Raw genomic sequence first — 25,820 nt, forward strand, 5'->3', positions numbered from 1 at the left:
GTATAGCGCAGTCCGGTAGCGCGCCTGCTTTGGGAGCAGGATGTCAGGAGTTCGAATCCCCTTACCCCGACCATTTTCTGCCCGGCAGTAATGGGTGTAGAAAATAAGGTGCTAATGCCAGTTGCATTAGCTGCCATGAAAAAAGCGTCCTTAGGGACGCTTTTTTTTTGCTCATGAATTTATCGTGATGCCGTGTCGGTGCTCTGTAACTGTGACAAGCCCTGGGCACCCCGGGCCGATCAGGTTTTAGCGGCTTTGTCGTCGGCATCCTGCAAATCCTGCAAAGCTGCCGAATATTGATCTGCCTCGGCCTTCGGCACCATCTGCCATGAGGGTTTGCGCAGGGCATAGAAGACAAACGGCGGGGCGCCTGCCACGATCAATCCCAGCAACAAAATCCCTGCGTATTCAAAAAACGGCATGCTGCTGAAGTTATTCGGTGGAATAAAACCGAAGATCAACGCCACGCACGTTGAAAACAACCCCAGGTAGCACCAGCCATGCAGCCCCTTGAGCACGTAACCACGTTTAACAGTGGGCTGGGTTTTGCGTAGCTTCATGGCGGACATAAACATGAATACGTAAATGATCAGGTACATCAATGCCGCCATGGCGCTGATCATCCAGAACGCATCGGATACGTTGTCGATGAAGATGTAAATCGTCGAAAGCAACGTGACGATAATGGCCTGTAAATACAAAATGTTTTTTTGCACGCCTTTGCTGTTCACTTTTTGCATCACCGGTGGAAGCATTCCCGCCTTACCCACAAACAGCAGGCCGGTGGAGGGTCCGGCCGTCCACGCGAGTACGCCGCCCAATGCGCCAATGATCAGCAAAATGGCCATGATAGGCGTGGCCCAAGGCATGTTGAACCCTTCGAAGAAGGCTGCGTATGCCTGAATAACGCCCGCAGTCAGGCTCGTCGAATCCGCCGGCACGACCAATGAAATCGCCACAGTCGGCGGGATGAACACCAGCAGAATCATAAAAAAGGCTAGCAGAATGGCGCGTGGCATTTCTTTTTGCGGGTTACGCAATTCGCGCGCGTGAATGGCGTTCATTTCGATACCGGCAAAGGCCAGGAAGTTACTCACAATCAACACCAGGCCAGTGATGGCGCCGGTGAATTCACGCCACAAATCCGGATGCAGATTGTGCGCGCCGGTTTTGACGGTGGAGTGTGTGTCGAAGATGGCCGGAATCAATGCATCCCAGGTCAGAGGTGCAGCCGATTTGTGCCCCAGCACCAGCCAGGCCACGCCCAGCAGAACCAGTAAAGCGGCGGGCAGGGCCGTACCCAGAAGCATGAACCACGACGTCAGCTTGGACAGGGTTGTCAGCCCGTTAAGGGCAACAAACGTCGACAACCAATACAGAACAATGATGACCGCAGCCGTGAACACCCCGCTCTTGGCCAGTTCAGGGTTGATCAGGTAGGCCATGGTACTGGCACCGAACCCAAGCACAATCGGGTACCAGACCACCACTTGTATCCACATGAACCACATGATGAAAAAGCCGGGGCGGTCGCCGTAAGCTTGCCTGACCCAGCCATAGATGCCTCCGTTCCAGCCGGTTCCCAGTTCAGAGGCGACCAGTGAGACCGGGATGAAAAACAGCAGCGCCGGGATGACATAGAGAAAAATTGAACCCAGGCCGTAAACCGCCATGCTTGGCAATGAGCGGATACTGGCAACAGCCGCAACCATCATGAAACAGATGGTTAACCATGACATGTAAGTTTTAGCTTTACTGGTGGTAGCCATATTGCCTCCCTTCTTGCGCGTCAGTGCAGCAGGCTCAAATTGAGCGTGCGGCTAAGGTGTTCAGCAGCCAGTTGGCCACGAACGCTGTTGCCCGCAACATCCAGCGGCGGGGCAAATGCTGCAATCGCGCAGACCCCCGGAACCACCGCGAGAATCCCGCCGCCAACCCCGCTTTTGCCAGGTAGCCCCACCTTGTAATACCAGTCGCCCGTCGTGTCATAGAGGCCATTCATGGTCATTTCAGCCAGAATGGGCGCCACGGTTTTGGCAGCGATCACCTGCTTGTACGTCACGGGGTTGACCCCGCCATTGGCCAGTGTTGCTCCCATCGTGACCAAGTCATGGCAGGTGATCGCAACCGAGCACTGGCGGGTATACACATCGCACACCTCCATCGGGTCGGCATACATATAGCCGTAGCTTTGAAGCAGCCAGGCAATGCCGCGATTGTGCTGATTGGTCGAGGCTTCAGAGGCGTACACCTCTTCATTCACGACCAGATCGCGTCCGGCAAAAGCGTTGTACGTGGAATGAATTTGCGTCCAGCGCTGGGTCGAATTTTCGGCCTTGAGCAGGCTGACCGTTGCCATGGCCCCGGCGTTGACGAAGGGATTGAGCGGTCGTCCTTTGTGCAGCTCTAGTGCCACAACAGAGTTGAAAGGTTCGCCGGTCGGATCGCAGCCAATTTTGCTGCGCAAGGATTGCGGCCCGATGTCATCCAGTACATGGGCGAGGGTAAACACCTTTGAAATCGACTCGATGGCAAAGGCGTAATCGGTGTCGCCGACCTCGGCATGGGTGCCGTCACAAAACATGATGCTGATGCCGAACAGATTGGCAGGGACAGACGCCAGGTACGGAATGTAACTGGCGTTTTTTCCGTGGTGATTGCTGGCAAAACGTTGATGGGCTTCGTGCAGTGCGTGGGTCACTGATCCGTCAACCGTGAGAGGTTGTGTTTTCATTGCGCTCGCTCCGTGCGTACGTTGAGTCGCCGGGAACTATAGGACGGAATTTCCGGACATGCCCGCAGGCAGGGCAAAGTCAAAATGCTTGTCTATGCTCTTAGCCCAACGCTGAGCCAGTGAAGAGGAGGTCGGCCAGCCAAGGTCCATTATTCAAGGAGAGCTCCCATGGCGCTGCACCGCATCAAACGTCATACCGGCACTGATCCTGTCTTTGGTTCTTCGGCATTGGCTCATGCCGCGGCTACCAAACGTTTTCCCGAAGCCGAGCAGGCTGCGCGTGAGGTTTACCAGCTTGTGCACGACGAGCTGTATCTGGACGGCAACGCCCGCCAGAACCTCGCGACGTTCTGTCAGACCTGGGAAGAGGATGAAGTGCACAAGCTCATGGACCTGTCTATCGACAAGAACATGATCGACAAGGACGAATACCCTCAATCCGCCGAACTCGAAAGCCGCTGCATTCACATGCTGGCGGATCTGTGGCATTCGCCGTCGGCTGCAACCACCATCGGTACGTCGACAGTCGGTTCCAGCGAGGCCTGCATGTTGGGCGGGCTGGCAGCATTGTGGCGTTGGCGGGCCGCTCGCAAAGCAGCGGGCAAACAGGCCACGACACCGAATATGGTCTGCGGGCCGGTGCAAGTGTGCTGGCACAAATTTGCGCGTTACTGGGATGTTGAAATCCGCGAGGTGCCCATGTCGGACGGGCAATGGTTCATGACGCCAGAGGACATGCTCGAGCGCGTCGATGAAAACACCATTGTTGTGGTGCCGACCTTTGGTCAAACCTTTACCGGCCTGTATGAAACCGTGAAGCCGTTGTCCGATGCGCTGGACGATCTGGAAAAGCGCAAGGGCCTGAACGTTGCCCTTCATGTAGACGGCGCCAGTGGCGCCATGCTTGCGCCGTTTTGCGCGCCGGATATTGAGTGGGATTTTCGTTTGTCGCGGGTGAAATCCATCAGCACTTCCGGGCACAAGTTCGGGCTCGCGCCCTTGGGGGCGGGGTGGGTCGTGTGGCGGGATGTGCAGGATCTTCCGGAAGGGCTGATATTCCACGTGAATTATCTTGGGGGCGATATGCCGACTTTCGCCCTTAATTTTTCCCGCCCGGCCGGGCAGATCATCGCCCAGTACTACAACTTTTTACGCCTGGGCCGTGAAGGGTATGAACGCATTCACTCGGCGTGTTACGAAACGGCGCAATTTTTGGCCCGTGAACTGGTGAAAATCGGGCCGTTTGAAATGCTCTATAACGGCGACCCTCAATTGGGCATCCCGGCGCTGACCTGGCGATTAAAACCCGGCGTTGAAACCCATTTCTCGCTTTACGATCTGGCAGACCGTTTGCGGGTGAGGGGCTGGCTTGTACCGGCGTACAGCCTTCCGGCCAACGTTGAAAACGTCGTTGTACAACGGATTCTGGTGCGTCAGGGGCTGTCGATCGACATGGCTAAATTGCTGTTGGCGGACTTTGAGCGGGACATCAAGTTCTTTGACGAGCATGCGCCACACGGTTTCAAAGGCCGTGAAGCTGAAGCGGGGAATCACGCAGGACGCTGATTTGTCCGAACTGCCGCAGGCTGCGAGTCTTACCCGCGCAGCCTGCGGTTATTGCACACAAATTTAAAGCCGGATTAGTGCAGTTTCAGACGCGGTTCAGTGCCGCGTCCGATCCGACTGCCCAGCATCAGCATCAACGTTCGGAACGTGCCGTAGAGCGCCATTTGGTGCATACGGTACAACGAGATATAGAACATCCGCGCCAGCCAGCCCTCCAGCATGACTGTGCCCATCAGGCTGCCCATCAAGTTACCCACAGCCGAGAAACTCGACAGCGAGATCAGCGAACCGTAATCGCGGTAGTGGTAATCGGGCAGGTCAGATTTGCCTTCAAGGCGCATTTTTAGCGATTTGGCCAGCAGCGATGCCTGTTGATGAGCCGCTTGCGCGCGAGGCGGCACCATCCGGTCAGTGCCCGGTTGCGGGCAGGCTGCGCAGTCACCGAAAGCAAAGATATTGTCATCGCGGGTGGTTTGCAGGGTTGGGCGCACGACCAGTTGATTGATACGGTTTGTCTCCAGCCCCGCAATGTCCTGCAAGAAGCCTGGTGCACGAATGCCCGCGGCCCACACCTTCAAGCTTGCAGGAATCACCTGGCCTTCTTTGGTGATCAGGCTATCAGCGGTCACTTCGCTCACGGCCGAATTAGTCAGGACAGTAACGCCCAGTTTTTCCAGGGTTTTATGCACAGGCCCGCCGATGCGCTCGGGCAGCGCCGGCAGTACGCGTGGCCCTGCCTCGATCACAGTGATGTGCATGTTTTCCGGCTTGATACGGTCTAGACCATACGCCGCCAGCTCATGGGCCGCATTGTGCAGCTCGGCCGCCAACTCAACACCCGTTGCCCCCGCACCCACGATGGCCACGCTGATGTTTTCAATGGTGTCTGTTTGCCCGGCGTGCGCACGCAGGTAATGGTTCAGCAATTGCTGGTGGAATTTTTCGGCTTGTTTGCGCGTGTCCAAAAACAGGCAATGCTCGGCTGCGCCTTTAGTGCCGAAGTCGTTGGTGGTGCTGCCGACTGCGATCACCAGGGTGTCATAGCTAAGCTCGCGGGCAGGCACCAGTTCTTCGCCTTTTTCGTCGAGGGTTGCCGACAATGAGATCTTTTTCAGCTCACGGTCCAGACCACTCATACGGCCTAGCTGGAACTCGAAGTGGTTCCATTTGGCTTGGGCGACGTAGTTGAGTTCGTCTTCGGAGGAGTTCAACGAACCGGCCGCTACTTCATGCAGCAGCGGTTTCCAGATATGGGTCAGGTTGGCATCGACCAGCGTCACGCTGGCTTTACCGCGTTTACCCAGGGTTTTGCCCAGGCGGGTCGCCAACTCCAGGCCGCCGGCGCCGCCGCCGACAATCACAATACGATGGGACATAGGTATCACTCACAAGGCTTGAAAAAAAATTCTGTGCCTGAGTCCCGTGGGCGAGCGCAATGCAGCTCATAGCGCCAGGTAACTCAGGAGGCGGCTCAAAAAGCCCAGACCGATCACCACAATCAGCACCACCCCAAGGAGCATCCACGGCCTGAAGGGCCGGCGCTCAACCTGGTGTTGTGGCAGTTGCAGGTACTCTTCGACACGCTGTTGGTCATCTGGTTTCAGGAGACTGGACATAGAGTTTGCCTCGTCAGATAGACGTTGCGGAATGTGTAAAAGCTACAGCAGAGCGTTAACCGGGATGAAATGAAGCATAGCCGTTGGGGCCCAAAGGCTCGACCCGCAGTTCGTCGTCTAGACGAATGATCCCGCTTTCTATAACCCTTGCGGTAATGCCCCCATGACCGCGTACCGCCTGGAATGTGCCAGCACCGAGCCGCAGCTCTAGCCGTGCACACGGCTGGCACCAACCGGTGGTCTCGAATATCGCGCGCCCGATGCGGAAGCGTCGGCCTTTGAGGCTGAACAGATTGATCCCGCTGACCACGATATTGCGCCGCAAATCCTGAGGTAAAACGGGGTTTTCGGCGGGGCGCCCCAGCAAGGCGTTGATCACCGCCAAGTGTTCCCACTGAATCAAGGTAACTTGCCGCGCATTGCGCGCACCGGGCCGGGCATGATCGCCGGTCAGTCCGGCTTCGCGACGCGCTTCCACTGCATCGAGTACCACCAGGTCGGCGCGAGATTGCGGGCGCACGCCAATCCAGCGTACGCGCCCGGTTTGCGGTACTTCAGCAATCAACGCCTGAAAAGGACTCACAGGCTGATCCCGACATCGAAAATAATGCTGCGTCCCAAATTGCTGCGCAGAAAGTCCGGAGCGTGCGGCTGTGCAAACAACACCCTGGCAAACGTCGGGCCTACCAGCGACAGTGAGCGCCAGCCCATGCGCAGGTACTCGGTAGGCGGCGGAAAGTGGCTATTGAGATCCAGTACTTCGCGCTTGAGGCTGGAAAACGCAATGATGTCCAACTGCCCCAGATCAATGTCGCGCTCACGGTAATTGGTGGCTTTTTTGTGCAGTGTCGGCCCCAGCCGTTGCAGCAGTTTGCTGGCCGGAATGCGTTTAGGGCGAGCTTCACGGCGCACGAGCTGGCTCAGGGAGTAGGCATTGCGCCGCCGCTGCAACTCGTCGCGCCATTCATCACTGAGGCGTCGTCCTTCGTCGAGCACAAAAAACACCTCAAACCGCGCATCGCGAAACAGCACGTCAGGCGGTTCTTGATCGGGCTGTGTGAAATCCTGCGTGTGGTAGCTGATGTTCAAGCCTTGCAGCAGGCGCTGGCAAACCCAACGCTCACGCTCCCACTTGCGGGCATTGGACAAAAAGGCATTGGCTTGCTCAGCCTGAATGGTTAACAGGCGTAAATAATCAGAGTCGTCCATAGGCGCAGCTTAGCCTCGAAACAGGTGTGACTGGAAGTGCGGGTGTAGACTGAGCCGCATGACAAACACGGGCATCTGGCAGGGAGGGTGGAGCGGTGTGCTTGAGCAAGGTTAAGTGGGGGGGGCACGCATGATTGCGGCCGAGGTTTTATCCACGCCAACGATGGTGATGGGCTGGTTGCTTTACGTGCCTGTCGTGCTTTGGGCAGTCCTGCGGGCGCCGTGGGTCGAATTGTTTGCCGACACGCGGCGCCAGCATTTGCTGTTTGGTACGGTGTTCGCGCTATTTTTACTGTGGCTGGTTCGCCGCGACTTTGACACCGGCGTTTCATATCACTTCATCGGCCTGACAGTCGTCACTTTGCTACTGGATTGGCCGCTTGCCATTATCGGTGCGCTCATGGCACAAGTGGGGTTGGTGCTCCTGGGGCGACAGGATTTGGCCGCCATGGGCGTCAATGGCGTGCTGTTGATTCTATTGCCGATTGCCGTCACCGAGGCCTGCGCGCACCTGGTCGAGCGTGCGCAACCGCGCAATCCGTTTGTGTACATTTTTTGCTCAGGTTTTTTCGCAGCAGCACTGGCGGCCTTGCTGTGTCTGCTGGCGGGGCTAGGCGTGCTATGGCTGGATGGCCTGTTTGTGATGCCGCAATGGCTGGAGGATTTTATCGGTTACCTATGGCTGATCATCTTCCCCGAGGCGTTTATCAACGGGATGCTGGTCACGGCGCTGGTGGTGTTTTGCCCGGAGTGGCTGGAAACCTTCAACCGCACTCGCTACCTCGCGGCACCGTGGAAGGATGAAGGACCCAAAAAATAACGTGTTGCTGCGAGGCCGCGAGCGTGTCGATTGAACAGCTCGCAGCCTGGCGCAGCGGCTACGCGGGGGATGAATCAATGAATACGCGGCGCCAGCTCTTCTGAAAACATATCCTCTTCTGCATCCGGGCTGACCGGGATTTTGTGTTCTTCACTGGCCCATGCGCCCAGGTCGATGAGTTTGCAACGGTCCGAGCAGAAAGGCCGGAACGCACTGGCAGCGGTCCATTCCACGGCAGTGCCGCACGTCGGGCAGTCTACGGTCATTGGTTTGGTCATGATTGGCCTCCACGCAAAGTTAAATAGTAGTGATGCAAGCGCTCGACTTCAGTCTGTAACGCCTTCAAATCGTTGTCGTTGACCAGCACATCATGGGCATGGCGCAGGCGTTCTTCACGGCTGGCCTGTGCCTTGAGAATGGCCCGGACTTGCTCTTCGCTGGTGTTGTCGCGCAACAAGGTTCGCTGAATTTGCAGTGCTTGGGGAGCATCAATGACCAGCACGCGCTGGGTGGTTGCGTACTGCCCGGATTCGACCAGTAATGGCGATACCAAGATCGCATAGGGTGATGTCGCCTGAGCCAGGTTCTGAGCGATCTCATCGCGGATCAACGGGTGAAGCAAAGCCTCCAGCCACAGCCGCTGCTGTGGGTCGGCAAAGATCAATTTGCGCAAGGCGCCGCGATCAAGATGCCCGTCGGCTTGCAACACGTCGGCACCAAAGTGCTCTGCGATTTTATCCAGCGCCGGGCGGCCCGGTTCGACCACCCAGCGCGCGGCATGGTCGGCATCCACGACATGAATGCCCAGCGCAGCAAAGTGATCGGCTGCCGCGCTTTTGCCGCTGCCGATACCGCCGGTCAGGCCCAGAATCCAGGGTTTGGAAGATGCGGTATTCATTTCAGGTCGCAAGTTGCCAATAGAAAGCGGTCATTTGACCACCCCAGAGCAATGCAATCCACCCGGCGATGGCCAGATAGGGGGCAAACGGGATGGCCGTTGCGCGATGAGCGCGGCGCATCAGCAGCAAACTCACACCTACCAGAGCCCCGACCAGCGATGACAGCAGGATCGTTAACGGCAACACCGATACGCCACCCCAGGCTCCAAACAGTGCCAATAGCTTGAAATCTCCGTGACCCATGCCGTCCTTGCCGGTGATTAATTTGAACAACCAGAACACCGACCATAGGCTCAGGTAACCCAAGGCTGCCCCCCAAACGGCCTGCGACAGGCTGGTGAACAGCTCGAAGCTGTTGAGCAGCAGGCCCAGCCACAGCAACGGCAATACCAGCACATCGGGCACGATTTGATGGCGGGCGTCGATCAGGCAAATGGCAATCAGGCCCCAGCTCAGCAACAGCACCCAGCCAGCCTGGGGGCTTAAGCCAAAATGCCAGGCCACAAAGCCGGACACGAGGCCGCAAGCCAGTTCGGTCAGGGGGTAGCGAGGGCTGATGGCGGTTTTGCACTGCGAGCACTTGCCGCGCAGGAGTGCATAACTGAGCAGCGGGATGTTCTCCCAGGGACGCAAGCGGTGTTGGCATTCTGGGCAATGAGAGGCAGGCAGCCACAGGTTGTACGTCGTTTTACTGTTCGCGGCGGGAAGCTCTAGCACTTCACGTGCCTGAGCCTGCCAGTCCTGTTCCAGCATTTTTGGCAAGCGCCAGACCAGTACGTTCAGGAAACTGCCGAGCAACAGGCCCAGCAACAAGGCGCACCCGATAAACGCAGCGGGGTGGACGCTCAAAAAATCGATCATGCTCAAATCACTTGGCCCAGTTTGAAAATCGGTAAATACATGGCAATGACCAGACCGCCTACCACAATCCCCAGTACCACCATGATTGCGGGCTCCATCAGCGTTGTCAGGTTATCGACGAGGTTGTCGACCTCGCTCTCATAATAGGTGGCTACGTGATTGAGCATGCTGTCCAATGTGCCAGACTCTTCGCCAATGGCTGTCATCTGAATCGCCATGCCCGGGAATACGCCACTGCTAGCCATGGCAACATGGATCTGCGTGCCCGTGGCGACGTGTTGCTTGAGCCGTAGCACGGCTTCTTTCAGCACGCTGTTGCCGGTCGCGCCTGCGACTGAATCCAGCGCTTCGAGCAGTGGCACACCGGCCGCCAGGGTGGTGGAAAGGGTGCGGGCAAAACGTGCAATCGCTGACAGTTGTAACAACTGCCCGGTGACAGGGACTTTCAGCAGCAGGGCGTCCAGGCGATGGCGCAGGGTGGCTGAGGCGCTGTAGCGATGATGGATGATGGCCGCAGCGCATGCGGTGCCCAGTAAAAGCCAAAGCCCGTGGCGTTGCAATGCCTCTGACAAGCCAATGACCCACAACGTAAACACGGGCAGTTGCGCGTTGAACGAAGCAAACACACCCTGAAACTGCGGCACCACTTTTATCAACAGAATGCCGCTGACCAGCACTGCCACCAGCAATACGGCGATGGGGTATGTCATGGCTTTTTTGATTTTCTTTTTTAAGACTTCGGACTTTTCTTTGTAGGTCGCGATACGTTGCAGCATCACATCCAGCGCACCTGCTTGCTCCCCGGCCTCCACCAGATTGCAGAACAGTGTGTCGAAGTGATTCGGTTTTTTACGCAGCGCCGCGGTGAGGCTGTTTCCGGCAGCGATGTCCTGTGTCAATTCGATGATCAGATGGCGCATGGCGCACTGCTCGAACCCTTTGCCAATCACCTCCAACGCTTGCAAAAGAGGGACGCCCGACTGGATCAACGTCGCCAGTTGGCGACTGAACAGGGTGATGTCTGACGCACTGACCGACCTGCCGGAGCGACTGCGCGAGGTACGTTGACGCCTAATGGTGCGCACACTGATCCCTTGGCGCCGCAGTTGGGCGCGAAGCTCGGCGTGCCCTTTGGCATTGAGTTCCCCGGTGTGAGTGGCGCCGTTGGCATCCTTGCCTTCCCATCGATATCTATACGTGTCGGCCATGATTTCGTCCTTGAGCATAGGCGCGTTCAGTTGCGCCGTGCGTGTCAAAGACTAGACAGCGCCAGAGGCGCGACTTGAGCCAGTGCATGTCCAAAGGTGTCAAACGCTGTTGTTCAGAAGCTTCTGACAACGATCCTTGGTAGCCTGTGCGCACTTTTTTGGCGGCCCGGCGCTGACAGCGCATTCGATCGCCGGGCCGCGTCTTAATGTTTTGGAGGCCGCACATGAAACAACAAAAGGGCATTACCTTGATTGAGCTGATGATCGTGGTAGCGATCATCGGTCTGATCGCGTCTTTCGCATTGCCTGCTTATAACGACCACACCATGAAAGCGCGCTTTGCTGAAGTGAACACGCTCGGCAACAGCTACAAAACTGCCGTTGCGTTGTGCTTCAGTGAAACCAATGATCTGGCCCAGTGTGATGCGGGTACCCATGGCATTCCCGGCCCCGCAGATGCGACAGACAACCTTGCCGCCGGTATGACCGTAATAGATGGTGTGATCACCATGACCGGCACCCAGGCGGCTGGCGGCTGGACCAGCGTCATGGTTCCGGCCTTGAGTGGTGCTGGCAATGCGCTGGTCTGGACCCAAAGCGGCACGTGTTTGACCAGCGGTGCCTGCAAATAGCCACGAATTGCCCGTTTTCATTGGCAGTGATAGTTTTGCTGCCATCGCCGGTGTAGCTCAGTCGGTAGAGCAGCGCACTCGTAACGCGAAGGTCGCAGGTTCGATTCCTGTCTCCGGCACCATTTAATAAAACGCCCTGTTTTAGCAGGGCGTTTTTTATGGGGGCACGTTTGCCCGTGAGGGCCGCTAGGGGCGACCTGATCGGCGGTCAACATTGACGTCCGAAAATGGCGAGATTCACCAAAAGGCCGGTGCTATTGTGCGGGCCATGAACACACACGACTCGCCCGACACCTCGCTTACTCCTTCCACCGCAGCCTGCGAAATCGCTCGGTTGAGTCGCGATGCGCGGTTTGACGGCGTGTTTTTTACGGCCGTGCTTACCACGCGTATCTACTGCCGTCCCGTGTGCCCGGCTCGTGCCCCCAAAGCCGAGAACGTTGTGTATTACGCCAGCGCCGCTGCTGCCCAGGCTCAAGGTTTTCGCCCTTGTTTGCGCTGCCGTCCCGAGCTGGCGCCGGGCAATCTGTTGTGGTTGCACGGCGAACATTTGGTGACGCGTGCCCTGACGCTGATCAACGAAGGTTTTTTAGCCGAACACTCGCTGGAGGCGTTAGCCGAGCGCCTGAGTGTGGGGGCGCGGCAGCTGCGGCGCTTGTTCGTGAAATACCTGGGGGCGCCGCCCGTCGCGGTGCATGCTACCCAACGGCTGTTGTTTGCCAAACAACTGCTGACCGAAACGGCATTGTCTATCACTGACGTCGCCCTGGCCTCGGGATTTGGCAGCGTGCGGCGTTTCAATTCAGCGTTTGCCGAGGCCAACCATGCCGAGCCTCGTGCGTTCAGGCGCAGCCCTGCCATTCAGGCTGACGCGCCCATGGTGTTGCGTCTTGGCTATCGGCCGCCGTACGACTTCAAAGCTGTGCTGGGTTTCCTGTTCAATCGCGCGTTGCCCGGTATCGAGTATGTGGACGCCCAGCGTTATCAGCGGGTATTTGGCCCACCGCAATCGCCTGGCTGGCTGCGGGTCAGCGCCGCGCCGGCAGGGCAACATGCCTTGCGCCTTGAGTTGTACAACGTCGCACCCGCTCACTTGCTCAACGTGGTGACACGCATTCGGCGCATGTTTGATCTGGATGCTGACCCTCAGGCAATTGCTCAAACCCTCGGCGCCAGCCCGCAACTCGCTCCGCTGATCGAGCGCTATCCGGGCCTGCGCTTGCCTGGCGGCTGGGACGGCTTCGAAGTGGCCGTGCGGGCAGTGTTGGGGCAGCAAGTGAGCGTGGCAGCCGCGCGCACTTTGGCCACTCGCATCGTGCAACGGTTTGGAACACCGATTGAAATGCAGGGCGCAACGGGGCTCAATCGCCTGTTTCCCGCCCCAGAGCAACTGGCCGACGCCAACCTGGACCAAATGGGCATCACGCAGGCGCGTATTAATACGATCCGGGGGATCGCCCGCGCGCTAATGGAGGGGCGTGTGGCGTTTGCCGTTGAGCAGCCGCTGGAAACTTTCATCAGTCAGTGGGTGCAACTGCCGGGCATTGGCGAATGGACGGCGCATTACATTGCCATGCGCGTGCTCAAACACCCGGATGCGTTTCCTGCAGCTGATCTGATTCTGCGCCGTCAGGCTAACCCTGACGGCGCTCCATTGAGTACACGAGTCCTGCAATTGCAGGCCGAAAGCTGGCGCCCATGGCGAGCTTATTCAGTGATGTATTTATGGCGCGCAGCCACCGATTCGGCTGCTGCCCGGAGGGTTCAACCATGACGCTGATTTACTACGCGCAAATGCCGTCGCCCATTGGTCCGCTGTTTTTAGTGGCTGACGATGAAGGCCTGCGAGAAGTGCGCTTCGCCTCTGAGCGCCGGGCGCATTCTCCGGAGCAAGGCTGGCTGCATTCGCCGCAAAAGCTGGCGGAAGTGCGTCGACAGTTGGAGGCGTATTTTGCAGGCGAACGCCATACCTTTGATTTGCCGCTCACGCCGCAAGGTACGCCGTTTCAGCAGATGGTGTGGCAGGCGCTCACCACCATCCCTTTTGCCATGACCACCAGTTACGGCCGCTTATCGCAGCAGATCCAGCGTCCCACCGCATCGCGGGCGGTGGGCGCAGCCAATGGCCGCAATCCGATTCCGATTATCATCCCGTGTCACCGTGTGATCGGCAGTAACGGCAAATTGACGGGTTTCGCCGGCGGGCTCGCGGCCAAGCAGTGGTTGCTGGAGCATGAGCTGGCGCATCAGCCTTTCGGTTTGACCTGATACGCCACAGCCGCTGGCGCCTTACAAACTCAAACGCATCGACAGGTCGACCGCTTTGACATCCTTGGTCATGGCGCCAATCGAAATGTAGTCCACACCCGTTTGGGCAATGGGCAGCAACGTGCTTTCATTGATCCCGCCGCTGGCTTCAAGCTTGGCTTTGCCCGCGTTCAGGCGCACGGCCTCGCGCATGTCATCCAGGCTCAACTCGTCGAGCATGATGATGTCAGCGCCCGCGGCCAGCGCTTCTCTGAGTTCGCCCAGGCTCTCGACCTCGATCTCCACCGGTTTGCCGGGCGCGATTTTGTGCGCGGCGTCGATGGCCTGACTGATGCCACCGCAGGCAGCGATGTGGTTTTCTTTGATCAGGAACGCGTCGTACAGACCGATACGATGGTTATGACAGCCGCCGCAGGTCACGGCGTATTTTTGCGCCAGGCGTAAACCCGGCAGGGTTTTGCGGGTGTCGAGCAGTTTGACCTGTGTCTCGGCCACATGGTCGGCCAGCTGGCGGGCGTGGGTCGCGACACCCGACAGCATCTGCAGGAAGTTCAACGCACTGCGCTCGCCACTGAGCAGAGAGCGGGCCGGGCCTTCGAGGTGAAACAGCACTTGATTGGGGCTGACGCGTTCGCGATCGCCCACTTGCCAGTGCACGGCAACACGAGGATCCAGTTGACGGAACACGGCGTCCACCCACGCGGTGCCACTGATCACGGCGGCATCGCGGGTGATGATCGTGGCTTTGGCCAGGCGTTCTGCCGGAATCAACCGCGCAGTGATGTCGCCGCTTCCAATGTCTTCGGCAAGCGCACGGCGTACGTTGGCTTCGATCTCGGCGGTGAGATCGGCCAGATGTAAATTCGGCATAACGAACTCCACAAACAAAGTGCGTCGATTATAGGGCCATGCCGCGAGCGAACCCAAGGCGCCGCGCTGCACTGTGGGTAAAAGGTTGTGACTGTGCGGTTTTTGGCATTAAGAAATTTTTTTTGTCCGTTTGGTAAATGATTTGCCAAGTCAGGTAGCACAAGGCGCGTCTTTTGCAAGATAATCGGCGCCTTGTAATTGGCGTCATAGCTTTGACAGGCCATTAAGTCCTAATTTCTGATATTCCGGCGAGCGCGTTATGGGCTGGCCGGTTTCTGTTTGCGAGCGTCAAAAGTGGCTTTGTCCCTTGCACGCCACGCAAGCGACACATCGTTCCAGGAGGCTTGGATGCATCATGACGGGAAAGTGGGAGCTGCCCACAAGGCGACGGCTGAGCAGGCGACTCATTCGCCGCTGGCTCGCCTGCCTGTCATTTTGCTGCAGGTCCATGACAAGGCCGCTCAGCAGCTCAAAAATGGCCTGCAAGTGCTGTTCGACAACACCGATGAAGCCCTGTTTGCCATGGCTGACAACGCCCGGAGTGATGCCGAGCAAAGCCTTTTTTTTGAAGCCATGCGCGATGTCCGGCTCAAGCGCAAACACATCGAACGTGGCTTCCTTGACCGTTTTTTTGACGCGTTTATTCGCCTGACCCAGCCCGATGTCAGTGAGTGCACCCTGCATGGCGCCGCGCCCGTCGAGGGGACCTTCTCTCTATTGTCCAATGACCTTGAGCGCACGCAGGTCATTAATGCGATGGTGGCGCAGGTCATGACACGTGACCAAATGGCCCTTTGCCAATTGACCCAGCGCCTTGCAACCCTCTGCACCATGTCGCTGGATGAGCACAGCAATCCGTTGGGCCCGGCCATGCTGTGTGAGTACTTTTTGCAAGCCGAGCGTGAGCAGGGCATGGACCTCAAGGTCAAGCTGATCATGTTGCAACTGTTCGAAACCTACTTGCTTAGCCACACCGGCCAGCTGTATGCCGACGCCAATCAACTGCTGATTGCCACGGGTGTTCTGCCTTCTCTGTCTGACAACGATGCCTGTTGCGGGGCCAAGTCCCAGGACACACCGCCGCCCGCGCACGTGCAAGAAGCGCAGAGTCTGGTCGGGCTTCTGTTTGAGTACATCGCTCAGGATCGAAATGTTTCACCGGCGCTGAAAAGTCAGATTGCTTTGTTGCAGGAGCCGTTGCGCAAGATTGCGCAGCGGGATCAGAACTTTTTCAGCTGCGACACCCATGCGGCCCGGCGATTGTTGAATGTCATCGCCGCAGCGGCCATTGGTTGGGACGTGCGTACCGATGAGCACAGCGATCCGCTGTTCCGTCAGATTGAACACGTCGTTCAACAACTCGCGTCATATTCGGGAGATAACCCCGCGCTGCTGGACTCGTTGCTGCACGAGTTTTTGGTCTTTACGCAGGCCGAGCGTGGCCGAATTGAACTGTTGGAGCAGCGCACGCGCGATGCTGAACACGCGCGTCTGAAAACACCTGATAAAACGTGCGATAAAGCACTCGCCACCTCTCAAACCATCGATGAGCAAGACCATCTGGGCCTGCTATTGGTCAGCCAGTTGCGGTTGGGGACGTGGATCGAATTGCAGGAAAACGAAGAGTTTCGCCTGCGTTGCAAGCTGATTGCCATTCTGGAGCCGGGGGGTAAACATATTTTCGTTAACCGCACCGGCTTGAAAGTCCTGGAACAAAGCCGCACCGATTTGATCGCTCAACTGCGCAGCGGCAAGGTCTTGCTCCTGGATGACCGCTTGCTCTTCGACCGGGCGCTGGAATCGGTGATCGGCAGCTTGCACCAGCGCCACGCGCAATAGCCCCTGCGACACTGACGCCACAGATAGCTGCCAATTGGAGCGCGCATCGCGGCATACTGCGCCTTTGGTTTTTCAACGCACAAGGAGCGTTTATGCAGCTGGACCCCGCGAGCGGTTGGTGCGATGGCGTGCACGGTTGCCCGTCGCCCAACTTCAATGAGCGCCCTGGTGGTGAAGTCTCCCTGTTGGTGATCCACAACATCAGCTTGCCCCCGGGGCAGTTTGCGACGGGCAAGGTCCAGGCGTTTTTTCAGAACCGACTGGACGTTACAGAGCATCCGTACTTTGAAAGTATCAAGGCGTTACGCGTCAGCGCGCATTTTTTGATTGAACGCGACGGCCAGATCACGCAGTTTGTGTCGTGCCTGGACCGCGCCTGGCATGCGGGTATTTCCAGCTTTGAAGGGCGTGAGGCGTGCAATGACTTTTCGCTGGGCATCGAACTTGAAGGCACGGACGACCAACCTTTCACCGATGCGCAGTATCAGGCACTGATTGCCTTGACCCGGCAACTGCAACAGCATTACCCGCAGATTACCCCTCAACGAATATGTGGCCACAGTGACGTGGCGCCGGGACGCAAGACGGATCCGGGACCTTGCTTTGATTGGGTGCGTTTTCGCCGTGAGCTGCCGAACACAGGAGAGAAACAATGAGTTTTGTGGTGCTACTGCTGGCGATCCTGATCGAAAAATTTTCGGCCTTGCGTCAGCGTCTTCAGCGCGACAGCGGCTGGGTTCGAGAGCTTAACAAGCTTGAAGCTTCGGCCCGTCTGGCCAGCCGGCCGTGGTGGGTATTGGTCATTCTTATCCTGCTGCCAGTCATTCTGCTCGGCCTGCTGCTGGTGGTACTGGATCCTGTGGCGTATGGCTTGCTGGCCTTGCCGGTGCATGTGCTGGTGTTGGTGTTCAGCCTGGGCCGCGGGGATGTGCTGGCAGGGCTCGGGCCGTTCCGCGATGCGTGGCGCCGGGGTGATTTGCAAGCGGCCGCCCATGTGGCCCAGCGCGACATTGGCGTTTGCGCCGACACGGGCGAGCAATTGTTGGAGAACGTCCAGGGGCATCTGCTGTGGCAGGCCTATCAAAGTTTTTTTGCCGTGATTTTCTGGTACTTCCTGCTGGGCCCGGTGGCTGCGTTGAGTTATCGCTTGCTGGCACTGGCGGTTGAGCATGGCAAAAACCCGGAATTGGTTGAGCGCGCCCAGCAACTGCGGCATGCCTTCGACTGGCTACCGGTACGCCTGCTGGCGGCGAGCTTTGCACTGGTGGGCAACTTTGCCGCGGTCAGCCGCGTGATGCTGCATGAGCTGTTGAGCTGGGAAATCAGCGCGGCCCAATTGATCGACAAAGCCGGGTGCGCTGCGGCAGAAATTCCGCCACCGCAGACCGGGCCGGAGGGCGTTTCCAGCCTGGATGCTTTGTGGGAGTTATTGCTGCGCTCGGCGTTGCTCTGGTATGCCGGTTTTGCTGTGTGGACGCTGTTGCTCTGAATGAATGTGCCTCGACGCACTCTGTTACAGGAGTGCGTTTACCATTCAAACACTGAGCACGCATTGGCCGTACTGGATTCGGCCAGTCGCTGCGCGCTGATGTTCATCACCCCGGCCAGCGCTTCACAAATGGCGGGCAGGTGTTCTGGGCTGTTGCGCTGGTTGGCGAACATGACCGGCGCCATGTCGGGCGAGTCGGTTTCCAGCACGACAGCGTCCAGCGGCAAGTCAGCCAGTACCCTGCGCAACCGCAGGGCCTGCGGCCATGTAGCGGCGCCACCCAAGCCCAGTTTGAAACCCAGCTTGATGTATTCGCGCGCTTCCTCGCGGCTGCCCGCAAAGGCATGAATAATCCCGCCGCGTTGCAACTTGACGCGTTTGAGGGTGGCAATGACGTGCGCGTGGCTGCGGCGCACGTGCAATAACGCCGGGAGCCGGAAGTCAGCCGCCAGTTCCAGTTGGGCTTCAAACAATGACTGCTGACGTTCGCGGTCCAGCGCCGGCAGGAAGTAGTCGAGGCCGATTTCGCCCACCGCACACACTTGTCGCTGCCCGGCCAGCCGGCTTAGCCATTGCCCGAGTTCAGTGATGTGCTCGGGGCGATGGGCATCGAGATACACCGGGTGTAGCCCGAATGCGGCATACAACTGGCTGTCGGTTTGCACCAGATCCCACACCCGCTGCCAATTACACTGATCAACCCCCAGCACCACCATGCGCTCGACACCCAGCGCGCGACTGCGCGCCAGCAGTGGCGTGCGGTCGGCATCGAACGCCGGGAAGTCGAGGTGCGTGTGTGTGTCGATCAGTTGCATGCTCAGGCCTGATGGATACGCTGCTTGAATCGACGCGCGATGGCATGAATGCCGGGCGCGTAATGCTGTTCTTCGATGGCTGCCAGGGCGAGGTTGAGCGCGGTTTCGGCAATCACTTGATGCTGTTGACCCATGGCGTTGACCGGCAACGGCAGGAAGTCCAGCAATTGCGTGTCACCAAAGGTCGCCAGGCGCGCAGGGGCCTTGTGTTCCGGGTGATCGAGCAAGGCGTCAAACATGCCTTGCAGCAGCACGTAGGATGTCGTTACCAACGCGTCGGGGAAATGCCCCAGACGGGCCAGCAACTCATCAATGATGCGTCGGCCGCATTCGCGGCTGAAGGCCGTCCCGTGCTCAATCAGCACGTCACCCTCAAACCCTTGCAGCGCTTGTTTGAATCCAGCCGCACGGGCCTGGCTAACGCTCAGCTCGGGGCGTGCACCGATCAGCGCGATCTGGCGCGGCATCGGCTGCAACAGGCTGCGGGTCAGGGCCATGCTGGCTTCGCGGTCATCGCTGATGACCGAGCAAAAGCGGTCCGATGGCAATGTCCGGTCGATCGCAATGATCGGCATACCCAGATCCTGTAGCTGACGGTAGCTGTCGTCTTCTTCAGGCAAGCAACTGGCCACAAACAGCGCATCGCAACGGCGCGCACGGAACAGCTTGAGCAACTGGCGCTCACTGTCGGGCGCGTCGTCAGAGCTGGCGATCAGCAATTGATAGCCCCGGGCCCGGGCGCCTTGTTCAAGTTGCTTGGCAATACGCGCGTAACTCGGGTTTTCGAGGTCGGGCAGGATGAAACCCAGGGTTCTGCTGTGACGACTGCGCAATCCCGCGGCTTGCGGGTTGGGCGTAAAGCCATGTTCTTCCACCACGGCGCGCACCCGTTCCACGGTCGTGCTGCTGATGCGTTGCTGTTCAGCCTTGCCATTGATGACATAGCTGGCGGTGGTCACGGAAACACCTGCCAGTTGAGCGATATCGCTGAGCTTCACGCCGATAATTCCTTATTTTTTGTAGTACATGCCGACATTCTGGCCAATCCTACCCGATAAAGGCAGCCGACCATCGTCTGCCTTATCGCTACTGTATTTTTTTGACGCATCGTCCGCATGACGCTGATCAATGCGACAGGTTGGGCTTCAAGCGCGGACGATTATGCAGTAACGTGCCGCACATTCATGATTAAACGTTTCAGCAAGCCTGTTTAAACGACGTAAGCCCAGGCTGATGTGCTTGCCACACATCCAGTGACACACTTGGGGGCGAGCGGCCTAAGCTGACTTAATTCAAAACAATACCGGGCACCACGGAGTGCCAGGAAAGGAGAACGCATGCTCGAGCTCACCATAGAGCAGATATCCATGGGCCAGACGGCTGTGGATAAGTCTGCGGCGTTGCAATTACTCGCCGATAAGCTGGTCGCTGATGGCTTGGTGGCCGAAGGCTATCTGGACGGTTTGCGAGCGCGTGAAGCTCAGGGTTCCACTTTTCTGGGTCAGGGGATTGCCATTCCCCATGGCACACCTGAAACCCGCGACCTGGTGTTCACCACCGGTGTGCGCTTGTTGCAGTTCCCCGAAGGCGTGGACTGGGGCGACGGGCAAATGGTGTATTTGGCCATCGGCATTGCCGCCAAGTCCGACGAGCACCTGCGTTTGCTGCAATTGTTGACCCGTGCCTTGGGCGAAACCGATCTGGGCGAAGCCTTGAGGCGCGCCAGTTCGGCTGAAGCCCTGCTCAAGCTGCTGCAAGGGGCGCCGCAGGAGTTGGCGCTCGACGCGCAAATGATTGGCTTGGGCGTCTCGGCTGACGACTTTGAAGAGTTGGTCTGGCGCGGCGCCCGTTTACTGCGACAGGCTGAATGCGTCGATAACGGCTTTGCGGCCGTGTTGCAGCAAGTTGAAGCACTGCCGCTGGGTGATGGCCTGTGGTGGCTGCACAGTGAACAAATGGTCAAGCGCCCGGGGCTGGCCTTCGTCACGCCCGATAAACCGATTCGCTACCTTGGCCAGCCACTGAGCGGGCTGTTCTGCCTCGCCAGCCTTGGGGAGGCGCACCAGGCGTTGCTGGAGAGGCTGTGCGCCCTGTTGATCGAGGGGCGTGGTCACGAATTGGGCAGTGCCACCAGCCGCCGTGCGGTGCTTGAAGTGTTGGGCGGTGAATTGCCCGCTGACTGGCCGAGTGCGCGTATCACGCTGGCGAATGCACATGGGCTGCATGCGCGCCCGGCGAAAGTGCTCGCGCAGTTGGCCAAACGTTTTGAGGGCGAGATTCGCGTCAGCATCGTGGGTGGTCAAGAATCGCCTGTGTCGGCCAAAAGTTTAAGCAAACTGTTGAGTCTGGGTGCCCGTCGCGGCCAGGTGCTGGAGTTTGTGGCTGAACCGGGCATTGCCAGCGACGCGCTGCCTGCGATATTGGCGGCCATTGAAGAAGGGCTGGGCGAAGAAGTCGAACCCTTGCCAGCCATAAACGACGTACCCGCCCCCGTGGCGGACGTGGCGGTAGTCATCACCGCCCCGGCGCCCGGCAGTGTGATCAACGCCATCCCGGCCGCGCCCGGCATTGCCATCGGGCCTGCGCACATTCATGTGCTGCCACTCCTTGATTACCCGTTGCGCGGCGAATCCTCCGTGGTTGAACGCGAGCGGTTACAACACGCGCTGACCGAGGTGCGTCAGGACATCGAAGGGCTGATTCAACGCAGCCCGTCCAAAGCCATCCGCGAGATTTTCATTACCCATCAGGAAATGCTCGACGACCCCGAGCTCACGGATGACGTCGACAACCGCCTCAAGCAAGGCGAAAGCGCGGAAGCGGCGTGGATGTCGGTGATTGAAGCGGCGGCGCGTCAGCAAGAAGCGCTGCAAGATGCCTTGCTGGCCGAACGTGCAGCTGACTTACGCGACATTGGGCGCCGCGTGCTGGCGCAGTTGTGTGGTATCGGAACCCCACCCGAACCCGATCAGCCCTACGTATTGGTGATGGATGAAGTCGGCCCTTCTGACGTGGCGCGGCTTGACCCGGCGCGGGTGGCGGGCATTCTGACTGCCCGCGGTGGCGCGACGGCCCACAGTGCCATCGTTGCCCGTGCCCTGGGTATCCCGGCGCTGGTCGGCGCAGGTGAAGCTGTGTTGCTGCTGGCGTCGGGCACGCACCTGTTGATCGATGGTCAGCGTGGACGTCTGCATGTCGCACCTGACGCCGAGACCCTGCACCGCGCAACGCAGGAGCGTGACAGCCGCGATCAGCGTTTGCAGGCCGCCAGCGCGTTGCGTCATGAACCTGCCGTGACCCGTGACGGGCACCCGGTGGAAGTGTTTGCCAATATCGGTGAAAGCAAAGGTGTGGCCAGTGCCGTCGAGCAGGGCGCTGAAGGCATCGGTCTGCTGCGCACCGAGCTGATTTTCATGGCCCACTCCCAGGCCCCGGATGAAGCCACTCAGGAAGCTGAATACCGCCGGGTGCTCGATGGCCTTAACGGTCGCCCGCTGGTGGTGCGTACGCTGGACGTGGGTGGCGATAAACCGCTGCCGTACTGGCCGATTGATAAGGAAGAAAACCCGTTTTTGGGCGTGCGCGGCATTCGTCTCACCTTGCAGCGCCCGCACGTGATGGAAAGCCAGTTGCGCGCCCTGTTGCGCTCGGCCGACAACCGCCCGCTGCGCATCATGTTCCCGATGGTCGGCAGCGTGGCCGAATGGCGTGCTGCCCGCGACATGACCGAGCGCTTGCGTCAGGAAATCCCGGTCGCCGACCTGCAACTGGGGATCATGATCGAAGTACCGTCTGCCGCATTGCTGGCGCCGGTGCTGGCCAAAGAAGTGGATTTCTTCAGCGTCGGCACCAACGACCTGACGCAATACACGCTGGCCATCGACCGCGGCCACCCGACCTTGTCGGCTCAGGCCGACGGTTTGCACCCGGCCGTGTTGCAACTGATCGACATCACCGTGCGTGCCGCCCATGCCCATGGCAAGTGGGTGGGGGTGTGCGGCGAATTGGCGGCCGATCCGCTGGCTGTTCCTGTGCTGGTCGGGCTGGGTGTCGATGAGCTGAGCGTGTCGGCGCGCAGCATTCCCGAGGTCAAGGCACGCGTGCGTGAACTGAGCATGGACCGTCTCAAAACCCTGGCTGGCGATGCGTTGGCCGTGGGCAGCCCGGACGAAGTACGTCAATTGGTGGAAGCGCTCTGATGGCCAAGATTCTGACCCTTACCCTCAACCCGGCACTGGACTTGACGGTGCGCGTGTCGCACTTGCAGCCCGGTGACGTCAATCGCAGCCAGGCGATGCTGACCCACGCGGCCGGCAAAGGCGTCAACGTGGCGCAGGTGTTGGCTGATTTGGGCCACAAACTCACCGTGAGCGGTTTTCTGGGTGAAGACAATCAACAAGCCTTCAACGCGCTGTTCGCCCGTCGCGGTTTTGTCGATGCCTTTATTCGCGTGCCCGGTGAAACCCGCAGCAATATCAAACTGGCCGAAGACGATGGCCGTGTCACCGACATCAACGGGCCGGGCCCGCAGGTCAGTGAGGCGGCGCAGCAAGCCTTGATAGACAAGCTCGACCAGATTGCCGCCAGTCATGACGCCGTCGTGGTGGCGGGCAGTTTGCCGCGGGGCATCAGCCCGCAGTGGCTGTATCAGCTGCTATTACGGCTCAAGGCCCTGGGCTTGAAAGTGATTCTGGACACCAGTGGGCAAGCCCTCAAGCAAGGTTTGAACGCGGGCCCGTGGTTGATCAAACCCAACACCGAGGAACTGAGCGATGCGCTGGGCGCCGATATCAGCAGCCTGGCCTCGCAAGTCGCTGCGGCCACCCGCCTGCAAGCGCAGGGCGTCGAGCACGTGGTGATTTCACAAGGGGCTGAGGGCGTGAATTGGTTCAGCCATGGTCCGGCCTGGCAGGCCTTGCCGCCCAAGGTCAGCGTCGCCAGTACCGTAGGCGCCGGTGACTCGCTGCTGGCCGGCATGCTGCACGGTTTGCTCAGCGGCCATTCCCCTGAACAGACCCTGCGTACCGCCACGGCGATTGCAGCGATGGCGGTGACTCAGATCGGTTTTGGTATCAGCGATATGGCGCAACTGGCGACGCTCGAGCGTGATGTCTGCGTGCATCCCCTGACAGAAGAACAAGAGGCAAACTCATGAAATTAGCCATTGTGACGGGCTGCCCCAACGGCATGGTGACCAGCGTGCTGTGCGCCCGATTGCTGGACGCCGCGGCGCAGCGCCAGGGATGGAGCACCAGTGTCGAGGTGCATGACCCCAAGCACCCGGAACGCCAATTGTCGGCAGCAACCATCGACGAGGCCGAGTGGATTCTGGTGGTCAGCAGTACACCGCTGGACATGCAACGTTTTATCGGCAAACGCGTATTCCAGAGCACCCCGGCCCATGCTTTGCAAGATGTAGAAGGCATCCTGCGTCGGGGCGTTGAAGAGGCGCAGGTCTACACCGCAACCGATGCCGTCGAGAAGGACGCAGCACCTGCTCCTGCCCCCAAAATCGTCGCCGTGACAGCGTGCCCCACCGGTGTGGCGCACACCTTCATGGCCGCTGAAGCCTTGCAGCAAGCGGCCAAACGACTGGGCTATGACCTGCTCGTCGAGACCCAGGGCTCGGTAGGGGCCAGAAACCCCCTCAGTGCTCAGGCCATCCGTGATGCCGACGTCGTCTTGCTGGCTGCGGATATTGAGGTGCCGACCGAGCGTTTCGCGGGCAAAAAGATCTACCGCTGCGGCACAGGCATTGCGCTTAAACAATCGGAAGCCACGCTGAAAAAAGCCTTGAGCGAGGCGCGTCAGGAAAGCGCGGCGACGGACGCTACGGCGCCTGTCAAAGCCGAGAAGGCCGGGGTCTACAAGCACCTGCTCACAGGCGTGTCGTTCATGCTGCCGATGGTCGTGGCGGGTGGTTTGCTGATCGCCCTGTCATTCGTGTTCGGCATCACAGCGTACAAAGAACCCGGCACATTGGCCGCCGCCTTGATGCAAATTGGCGGTGATGCGGCATTCAAGCTGATGGTGCCGCTGCTGGCGGGTTACATCGCCTACTCGATTGCCGACCGTCCTGGCCTGGCGCCGGGCATGATTGGTGGCTTACTGGCCAGCACCTTGGGGGCAGGTTTTATTGGCGGAATCATTGCCGGATTCATAGCCGGTTACTGTGCGAAAGCGATCAACCGCTACGCGCGCCTGCCGCAAAGCCTGGAGGCGTTGAAACCGATTCTGATCATCCCGTTATTCGCCAGCCTGTTCACCGGGCTGGTGATGATCTACGTGGTGGGCAAGCCGGTGGCGGGCATGCTCGAAGGCTTGACCCACTTCCTCGACAGCATGGGCACCACCAACGCGATCCTGCTGGGCGTGTTGCTGGGCGGCATGATGTGTGTCGACCTGGGCGGCCCGATTAACAAAGCGGCGTACGCGTTTTCTGTCGGGCTGTTGGCATCACAAAGTTACGCACCAATGGCCGCCACCATGGCGGCGGGGATGGTGCCACCGATTGGTTTGGGCATCGCAACCCTGATCGCCCGTCGCAAGTTTGCCCAGACCGAACGTGAAGCGGGCAAAGCGGCGATGGTGCTGGGGATGTGTTTCATCTCGGAAGGTGCGATCCCGTTTGCGGCCAAAGACCCGCTGCGCGTGATCCCGGCGAGCGTGTTGGGTGGCGCGTTGACAGGCGCGTTGTCGATGTACTTCGGTTGCAAGTTGATGGCCCCGCATGGCGGGCTGTTTGTGATGTTGATCCCCAATGCCATCAACCACGCGTTGTTGTACTTGCTGGCTATTGTGGCGGGCAGTGCGCTGACAGCGGTGGTCTACGCCGTGATAAAACGGCCGGAGGCGGTGGACATGGCGTTGGAAACGGCTTCTACCTGATTCATCATTACGCCGAGAATAAAAAGCCCCTGCCTTATTTAATAAGCAGGGGCTTTTTATTGTGCCTGCCGAGGGCACAGTGGCGGTGCCTAATACGAGGGTAAAC

Annotated in this window: 24 protein-coding genes, 1 tRNA gene and 1 pseudogene; 13 read left to right on the plus strand and 13 right to left on the minus strand. The window is 59.0% G+C overall.

Annotated elements, in window-relative coordinates:
- Positions 1-239 precede the first annotated feature (239 nt).
- Positions 240-1,769: an amino acid permease gene (locus CJF39_RS19905; protein ID WP_094994980.1), complete on the minus strand. Its 1,530-nt coding sequence runs from the start codon at positions 1,767-1,769 to the stop codon at positions 240-242.
- Between the two features lie 20 nt (positions 1,770-1,789).
- Entirely contained in the window at positions 1,790-2,734 is a 945-nt protein-coding gene (glsA, locus tag CJF39_RS19910; RefSeq protein ID WP_094994981.1) for a glutaminase A, read from the minus strand.
- Between the two features lie 168 nt (positions 2,735-2,902).
- Between glsA and CJF39_RS19915 the strand changes: the two genes are divergently transcribed.
- Positions 2,903-4,300, plus strand: coding sequence for a glutamate decarboxylase (locus CJF39_RS19915; RefSeq protein ID WP_094994982.1), 1,398 nt, complete (start codon positions 2,903-2,905; stop codon positions 4,298-4,300).
- A gap of 74 nt (positions 4,301-4,374) precedes the next feature.
- On the opposite strand, the gene CJF39_RS19920 is transcribed toward CJF39_RS19915, so the two are convergent.
- The 4 genes from CJF39_RS19920 to CJF39_RS19935 all read right to left on the minus strand — a co-directional run bounded on the left by CJF39_RS19920 (position 4,375) and on the right by CJF39_RS19935 (position 7,125).
- Entirely contained in the window at positions 4,375-5,676 is a 1,302-nt protein-coding gene (locus tag CJF39_RS19920; RefSeq protein WP_094994983.1) for an NAD(P)/FAD-dependent oxidoreductase, read from the minus strand.
- Between the two features lie 66 nt (positions 5,677-5,742).
- Positions 5,743-5,916 carry a DUF3094 family protein gene (locus CJF39_RS19925; RefSeq protein ID WP_094994984.1) on the minus strand — a complete coding sequence of 58 codons (174 nt, stop codon included), beginning with the start codon at positions 5,914-5,916 and terminating at the stop codon, positions 5,743-5,745.
- Positions 5,917-5,971: 55 nt separating this feature from the next.
- Complete coding sequence (locus CJF39_RS19930) at positions 5,972-6,499, minus strand: MOSC domain-containing protein (protein WP_094994985.1); 528 nt, start codon at positions 6,497-6,499, stop codon at positions 5,972-5,974.
- Positions 6,496-7,125, minus strand: coding sequence for a DUF1780 domain-containing protein (locus CJF39_RS19935; protein ID WP_094994986.1), 630 nt, complete (start codon positions 7,123-7,125; stop codon positions 6,496-6,498). The genes CJF39_RS19930 and CJF39_RS19935 overlap by 4 nt, the downstream gene beginning before the upstream one ends.
- Before the next feature lie 130 nt (positions 7,126-7,255).
- Between CJF39_RS19935 and CJF39_RS19940 the strand changes: the two genes are divergently transcribed.
- The gene (locus tag CJF39_RS19940; protein ID WP_094994987.1) at positions 7,256-7,945 is read left to right on the plus strand and encodes an energy-coupling factor ABC transporter permease; all 690 of its coding nucleotides are present in this window, start codon (positions 7,256-7,258) and stop codon (positions 7,943-7,945) included.
- Between the two features lie 74 nt (positions 7,946-8,019).
- Here CJF39_RS19940 and yacG read toward each other — a convergent pair whose 3' ends face one another.
- From yacG to CJF39_RS19960, 4 genes are read right to left on the minus strand one after another with little or no spacing between them, the layout of a single operon-like run.
- Positions 8,020-8,223, minus strand: a complete 204-nt coding sequence (yacG, locus tag CJF39_RS19945; protein WP_094994988.1) for a DNA gyrase inhibitor YacG — start codon at positions 8,221-8,223, stop codon at positions 8,020-8,022.
- Positions 8,220-8,843, minus strand: a complete 624-nt coding sequence (gene coaE, locus CJF39_RS19950) for a dephospho-CoA kinase (RefSeq protein WP_094994989.1) — start codon at positions 8,841-8,843, stop codon at positions 8,220-8,222. The genes yacG and coaE overlap by 4 nt, the downstream gene beginning before the upstream one ends.
- 1 nt (position 8,844) lies before the next feature.
- Entirely contained in the window at positions 8,845-9,705 is an 861-nt protein-coding gene (locus CJF39_RS19955) for a prepilin peptidase (RefSeq protein ID WP_094994990.1), read from the minus strand.
- A 2-nt stretch (positions 9,706-9,707) separates the two neighbouring features.
- A complete protein-coding gene (locus CJF39_RS19960) occupies positions 9,708-10,931 on the minus strand; it encodes a type II secretion system F family protein (RefSeq protein WP_432760260.1) in 1,224 nt (407 codons plus the stop codon).
- A 206-nt stretch (positions 10,932-11,137) separates the two neighbouring features.
- Between CJF39_RS19960 and CJF39_RS19965 the strand changes: the two genes are divergently transcribed.
- From CJF39_RS19965 to CJF39_RS19980, 4 genes are all read left to right on the plus strand, one after another.
- Positions 11,138-11,545, plus strand: a complete 408-nt coding sequence (locus tag CJF39_RS19965) for a pilin (protein ID WP_094994991.1) — start codon at positions 11,138-11,140, stop codon at positions 11,543-11,545.
- 46 nt (positions 11,546-11,591) lie between these two features.
- Positions 11,592-11,667, plus strand: a tRNA-Thr gene (locus CJF39_RS19970).
- A 146-nt stretch (positions 11,668-11,813) separates the two neighbouring features.
- The gene (locus CJF39_RS19975; RefSeq protein ID WP_094994992.1) at positions 11,814-13,319 is read left to right on the plus strand and encodes a DNA-3-methyladenine glycosylase 2 family protein; all 1,506 of its coding nucleotides are present in this window, start codon (positions 11,814-11,816) and stop codon (positions 13,317-13,319) included.
- Complete coding sequence (locus CJF39_RS19980; protein ID WP_094994993.1) at positions 13,316-13,813, plus strand: methylated-DNA--[protein]-cysteine S-methyltransferase; 498 nt, start codon at positions 13,316-13,318, stop codon at positions 13,811-13,813. Before CJF39_RS19975 ends, CJF39_RS19980 begins: the two co-directional genes overlap by 4 nt.
- A gap of 21 nt (positions 13,814-13,834) precedes the next feature.
- Here the strand turns inward: CJF39_RS19980 and nadC are convergent, their stop codons facing one another.
- Positions 13,835-14,683 carry a carboxylating nicotinate-nucleotide diphosphorylase gene (gene nadC, locus CJF39_RS19985; protein ID WP_094994994.1) on the minus strand — a complete coding sequence of 283 codons (849 nt, stop codon included), beginning with the start codon at positions 14,681-14,683 and terminating at the stop codon, positions 13,835-13,837.
- A 348-nt stretch (positions 14,684-15,031) separates the two neighbouring features.
- Between nadC and CJF39_RS23790 the strand changes: the two are divergent.
- From CJF39_RS23790 to ampE, 4 genes and pseudogenes are all read left to right on the plus strand, one after another.
- Positions 15,032-15,763 (plus strand): annotated as a pseudogene (locus CJF39_RS23790) (DUF1631 family protein); the annotation flags it as partial.
- 12 nt (positions 15,764-15,775) lie between these two features.
- Positions 15,776-16,522 (plus strand): DUF1631 family protein, encoded by a 747-nt coding sequence (locus CJF39_RS23795; protein ID WP_432760261.1) that lies wholly within the window; start codon positions 15,776-15,778, stop codon positions 16,520-16,522.
- Between the two features lie 92 nt (positions 16,523-16,614).
- Complete coding sequence (gene ampD / locus CJF39_RS19995) at positions 16,615-17,178, plus strand: 1,6-anhydro-N-acetylmuramyl-L-alanine amidase AmpD (protein WP_094994996.1); 564 nt, start codon at positions 16,615-16,617, stop codon at positions 17,176-17,178.
- On the plus strand, positions 17,175-18,011 hold the full coding sequence (gene ampE / locus CJF39_RS20000; RefSeq protein ID WP_094994997.1) for a regulatory signaling modulator protein AmpE: 837 nt from the start codon (positions 17,175-17,177) through the stop codon (positions 18,009-18,011). The genes ampD and ampE overlap by 4 nt, the downstream gene beginning before the upstream one ends.
- A gap of 38 nt (positions 18,012-18,049) precedes the next feature.
- Here ampE and CJF39_RS20005 read toward each other — a convergent pair whose 3' ends face one another.
- Both CJF39_RS20005 and cra read right to left on the minus strand, forming a co-directional pair.
- Positions 18,050-18,826, minus strand: coding sequence for a TatD family hydrolase (locus CJF39_RS20005; RefSeq protein WP_094994998.1), 777 nt, complete (start codon positions 18,824-18,826; stop codon positions 18,050-18,052).
- A gap of 2 nt (positions 18,827-18,828) precedes the next feature.
- On the minus strand, positions 18,829-19,824 hold the full coding sequence (gene cra, locus CJF39_RS20010) for a catabolite repressor/activator (protein ID WP_094994999.1): 996 nt from the start codon (positions 19,822-19,824) through the stop codon (positions 18,829-18,831).
- 339 nt (positions 19,825-20,163) lie between these two features.
- On the opposite strand from cra, the gene ptsP reads away from it, so the two are divergent.
- Genes ptsP through CJF39_RS20025 form a run of 3 tightly spaced genes read left to right on the plus strand, consistent with a single transcriptional unit; the run spans position 20,164 to position 25,714 of the window.
- Complete coding sequence (ptsP, locus tag CJF39_RS20015; protein ID WP_094995000.1) at positions 20,164-23,025, plus strand: phosphoenolpyruvate--protein phosphotransferase; 2,862 nt, start codon at positions 20,164-20,166, stop codon at positions 23,023-23,025.
- Complete coding sequence (pfkB, locus tag CJF39_RS20020; protein ID WP_094995001.1) at positions 23,025-23,981, plus strand: 1-phosphofructokinase; 957 nt, start codon at positions 23,025-23,027, stop codon at positions 23,979-23,981. Before ptsP ends, pfkB begins: the two co-directional genes overlap by 1 nt.
- Positions 23,978-25,714 (plus strand): PTS fructose-like transporter subunit IIB, encoded by a 1,737-nt coding sequence (locus tag CJF39_RS20025; RefSeq protein ID WP_094995002.1) that lies wholly within the window; start codon positions 23,978-23,980, stop codon positions 25,712-25,714. Before pfkB ends, CJF39_RS20025 begins: the two co-directional genes overlap by 4 nt.
- Positions 25,715-25,820: the final 106 nt, after the last annotated feature.

The organism is Pseudomonas lundensis (assembly GCF_002269125.1).
GTDB classification, from domain to species: Bacteria; Pseudomonadota; Gammaproteobacteria; order Pseudomonadales; family Pseudomonadaceae; genus Aquipseudomonas; species Aquipseudomonas lundensis_A.

What these genes read in the sequence shown, in the direction of transcription:
- CJF39_RS19905 (WP_094994980.1), bottom strand. Translation starts at nt 1,769, where the DNA reads ATGGCTACCACCAGTAAAGCTAAAACTTACATGTCATGGTTAACCATC.
- glsA (WP_094994981.1), bottom strand. Translation starts at nt 2,734, where the DNA reads ATGAAAACACAACCTCTCACGGTTGACGGATCAGTGACCCACGCACTG.
- CJF39_RS19915 (WP_094994982.1), top strand. Translation starts at nt 2,903, where the DNA reads ATGGCGCTGCACCGCATCAAACGTCATACCGGCACTGATCCTGTCTTT.
- CJF39_RS19920 (WP_094994983.1), bottom strand. Translation starts at nt 5,676, where the DNA reads ATGTCCCATCGTATTGTGATTGTCGGCGGCGGCGCCGGCGGCCTGGAG.
- CJF39_RS19925 (WP_094994984.1), bottom strand. Translation starts at nt 5,916, where the DNA reads ATGTCCAGTCTCCTGAAACCAGATGACCAACAGCGTGTCGAAGAGTAC.
- CJF39_RS19935 (WP_094994986.1), bottom strand. Translation starts at nt 7,125, where the DNA reads ATGGACGACTCTGATTATTTACGCCTGTTAACCATTCAGGCTGAGCAA.
- CJF39_RS19940 (WP_094994987.1), top strand. Translation starts at nt 7,256, where the DNA reads ATGATTGCGGCCGAGGTTTTATCCACGCCAACGATGGTGATGGGCTGG.
- yacG (WP_094994988.1), bottom strand. Translation starts at nt 8,223, where the DNA reads ATGACCAAACCAATGACCGTAGACTGCCCGACGTGCGGCACTGCCGTG.
- coaE (WP_094994989.1), bottom strand. Translation starts at nt 8,843, where the DNA reads ATGAATACCGCATCTTCCAAACCCTGGATTCTGGGCCTGACCGGCGGT.
- CJF39_RS19955 (WP_094994990.1), bottom strand. Translation starts at nt 9,705, where the DNA reads ATGATCGATTTTTTGAGCGTCCACCCCGCTGCGTTTATCGGGTGCGCC.
- CJF39_RS19960 (WP_432760260.1), bottom strand. Translation starts at nt 10,931, where the DNA reads ATGCTCAAGGACGAAATCATGGCCGACACGTATAGATATCGATGGGAA.
- CJF39_RS19965 (WP_094994991.1), top strand. Translation starts at nt 11,138, where the DNA reads ATGAAACAACAAAAGGGCATTACCTTGATTGAGCTGATGATCGTGGTA.
- CJF39_RS19975 (WP_094994992.1), top strand. Translation starts at nt 11,814, where the DNA reads ATGAACACACACGACTCGCCCGACACCTCGCTTACTCCTTCCACCGCA.
- CJF39_RS19980 (WP_094994993.1), top strand. Translation starts at nt 13,316, where the DNA reads ATGACGCTGATTTACTACGCGCAAATGCCGTCGCCCATTGGTCCGCTG.
- nadC (WP_094994994.1), bottom strand. Translation starts at nt 14,683, where the DNA reads ATGCCGAATTTACATCTGGCCGATCTCACCGCCGAGATCGAAGCCAAC.
- ampD (WP_094994996.1), top strand. Translation starts at nt 16,615, where the DNA reads ATGCAGCTGGACCCCGCGAGCGGTTGGTGCGATGGCGTGCACGGTTGC.
- ampE (WP_094994997.1), top strand. Translation starts at nt 17,175, where the DNA reads ATGAGTTTTGTGGTGCTACTGCTGGCGATCCTGATCGAAAAATTTTCG.
- CJF39_RS20005 (WP_094994998.1), bottom strand. Translation starts at nt 18,826, where the DNA reads ATGCAACTGATCGACACACACACGCACCTCGACTTCCCGGCGTTCGAT.
- ptsP (WP_094995000.1), top strand. Translation starts at nt 20,164, where the DNA reads ATGCTCGAGCTCACCATAGAGCAGATATCCATGGGCCAGACGGCTGTG.
- pfkB (WP_094995001.1), top strand. Translation starts at nt 23,025, where the DNA reads ATGGCCAAGATTCTGACCCTTACCCTCAACCCGGCACTGGACTTGACG.
- CJF39_RS20025 (WP_094995002.1), top strand. Translation starts at nt 23,978, where the DNA reads ATGAAATTAGCCATTGTGACGGGCTGCCCCAACGGCATGGTGACCAGC.